A 2,423-nucleotide genomic window follows, 5' to 3' on the forward strand; every position below is an offset into this window, starting at 1 on the left:
TCCAGACAAAGACTGGCCTGGCTCCGCTCTCGCTTCGCCAGGCCAGTCTTTGATTCGTTTACTTCTACCCCTTGCAGGCCTCTTTTTTGTACTGTCCGCACAATATGGGGCGGTTCAAACAGGCCTGCAAAGGGGCGTTTTTATTTACCCTACCCAGAGTACAGCCGTTTTTCGTCGAAGATTATTCCAGGTCGATGTCTACATCGTACTTGTCGTCGATCAGCACAACCTTCAGATGATGCTTTTGGGCGCACTCCCGAAAATATGCGTGATCTTTCAAAATGCTTTCCAGTGTGCAGCCTTGGTCATCCAAGCGTTTTTCCATGACGTTCGCGTATTCTTTTATGCTGGCAAAATGATTTTTGATATAGGCCTCACTCATGACCAGGCAATAATATCGGATTTGGTCGAGATATGCCTTTTCAAAATCTTTCGCCCAGTCGAACGGAATATAACATCCTTCCACAATGAGATTTTGCTGATTTTCTATGGCTGTTTTCACGATCTCACGCACAACCGGCCACAAATAATCCGTAAGGGCGTCGTCATCCTCTGGGGTCAGGTGGGTGTAGCCGCTGCGAATAAGGCCCATTTTCAAATGGTCTATGGACAAATAAGGGAATTTATATTTTTCCAGGAGCTTCTGGGCCAACAGGGTTTTCCCTGTATGGGACGGACCTGTTATCAATACAATCATCTGTTTCGTCTCCCTCTGCCTTTCTGTTCCCTGTGTGCCGTCCAGGACGGGGTCTGTCGCTTTGTTTGGTTCACATCGGCTTTTCGCCGGCTGCCTATCTTCCGGCATGTTCCGCTTCTATTATAAAGAGAGAGGCTGTCCTCTGCAACAAGCCCCCTTAAACTTCTCGCACGGAACAAAAGACACAAAAAGACCGCCGCAGGGTCCGGGACCATGCAGCGGCCTTGAAAGACAGTCGATCTGAAAACTTATTTGCAGATGCGGACCATGTCGGAGGTGATTTCGGCCAGCGTGTGGGCACCGCACATCTGCATGGCGTCGGCCAGCTCGCCGGCGATCTTCTCGATGTAGAGGCGGACGCCCTCCTCGCCGCCGCCATAGACAGCGGTCACAAAGGGACGGGCGATCAGGACGCCCTTGGCGCCCAGAGCCAGAGCCTTAAAGACATCGGTGCCGGTGCGGATGCCGCCATCCACCAGAACGGCCGTATTGCTGCCGCGGAGCGCGGCCACGATTTCGGGCAGGACCTCTGCCGTGGCGGGGCACTGATCCAGCACACGGCCGCCGTGGTTGGACACCACGATGGCTGCTGCGCCGGCCTCCTGGGCCTTGAGGGCGCCCTTGACGGTCATGACGCCCTTGACGATAAAGGGACGGTTGAGGATTCCCACAATCTCCCGCAGCTCGGCCACGCTCTTGCTGCCGGCCGGCGGATTGCGGTTCTTCAGGAAGGGCAGGCCGGCGGCGTCCACATCCATCGCCACCGCAAAGCAGTTGCTGGCGCGGGCCAGATCCATCTTGGTGCGGATGGTGTCGATGTCCCAGGGCTTGATGGTGGGCACGCCGCAGCCGTCCGCCGCGCCGATGGCGCGGGTGGCCATCTCCATCACGTTGGGGTCGGTGCCGTCGCCGGTAAAGGCCGCAATCCCGTTGGCGGCGCAGGCACGGACCAGCACATCATTATAGGTCATATCGTTGTAGGCCTCGGAGTAGTGGAGGTTCACTGCACCCACCGGCCCCGCAAAGAAGGGATAACGGAACGTCCGGCCAAACAGCTCACAGGTGGTATCCTGCCCGCCGCCCGGGCAGAGCGTATCCATATTCAGCCGGATATCCGCCCACTTTTCATAATTGCGAATGGCCGTATCCCCTACCCCTTTGGCTCCCGGGCCGGGAATGCGGTTTCTGCAGGCCACGCCATTGCAGATGGGGCAGGCTTTGCAGGTTTCGCCCAGGCGCTGCCGGGCCTGGTTCAGAACATCCGTATACGTCATGGAACATCCTCCTTTATTGCCATTCGGGGCGGCAAAAACGCCCCTCTTGTCTCTGGCTCCATGATACGCCCGACGGCCTGCAACGTCAAGATAAAAAAGCCCCAAAAATTTTTTCAAAAAACCCTTGACAAATCCCGTCAATTCAGGTATTATAGTGGAGCACTCGGGAGACACGGAAACGCAGAGCGGCAAACACAAAAGAATATGTGGAAAGATGGCTGAGTTGGTCTAAGGCGCACGACTGGAAATCGTGTAACGTGTAAAAGCGTTCTGGGGTTCGAATCCCCATCTTTCCGCCAGAAAAACCTCGCAAAGCCGAAAGGTTCTGCGAGGTTTTTGTTTTGTTTGCTTAAGCGTAAAAACAACCCCCGGCTCTGCCGGGGAGTGTAGAAAAATTACATATAAAAAGACCTTCTGGTAAAATAAGTCTGCGGTCGGCCAACTGCAGAAAA

Annotated in this window: 2 protein-coding genes and 1 tRNA gene; 1 reads left to right on the plus strand and 2 read right to left on the minus strand. The window is 55.0% G+C overall.

Going from position 1 to position 2,423, the window contains the following annotated elements; all coding sequences use genetic code 11:
* Positions 1–181 precede the first annotated feature (181 nt).
* Both B5G28_RS14105 and B5G28_RS14110 read right to left on the minus strand, forming a co-directional pair.
* Positions 182–697, minus strand: coding sequence for an adenylate kinase (locus tag B5G28_RS14105; protein ID WP_087249824.1), 516 nt, complete (start codon positions 695–697; stop codon positions 182–184).
* A 248-nt stretch (positions 698–945) separates the two neighbouring features.
* Positions 946–1,971, minus strand: a complete 1,026-nt coding sequence (locus B5G28_RS14110) for an alpha-hydroxy-acid oxidizing protein (protein ID WP_087249826.1) — start codon at positions 1,969–1,971, stop codon at positions 946–948.
* Between the two features lie 208 nt (positions 1,972–2,179).
* Here B5G28_RS14110 and B5G28_RS14115 point away from each other — a divergent pair.
* Positions 2,180–2,270: transfer RNA gene (locus B5G28_RS14115), tRNA-Ser, on the plus strand.
* The last annotated feature ends 153 nt before the right edge of the window (positions 2,271–2,423 follow it).

The organism is Faecalibacterium sp. An77 (assembly GCF_002161315.1).
Lineage (GTDB): Bacteria > Bacillota > Clostridia > Oscillospirales > Ruminococcaceae > Faecalibacterium.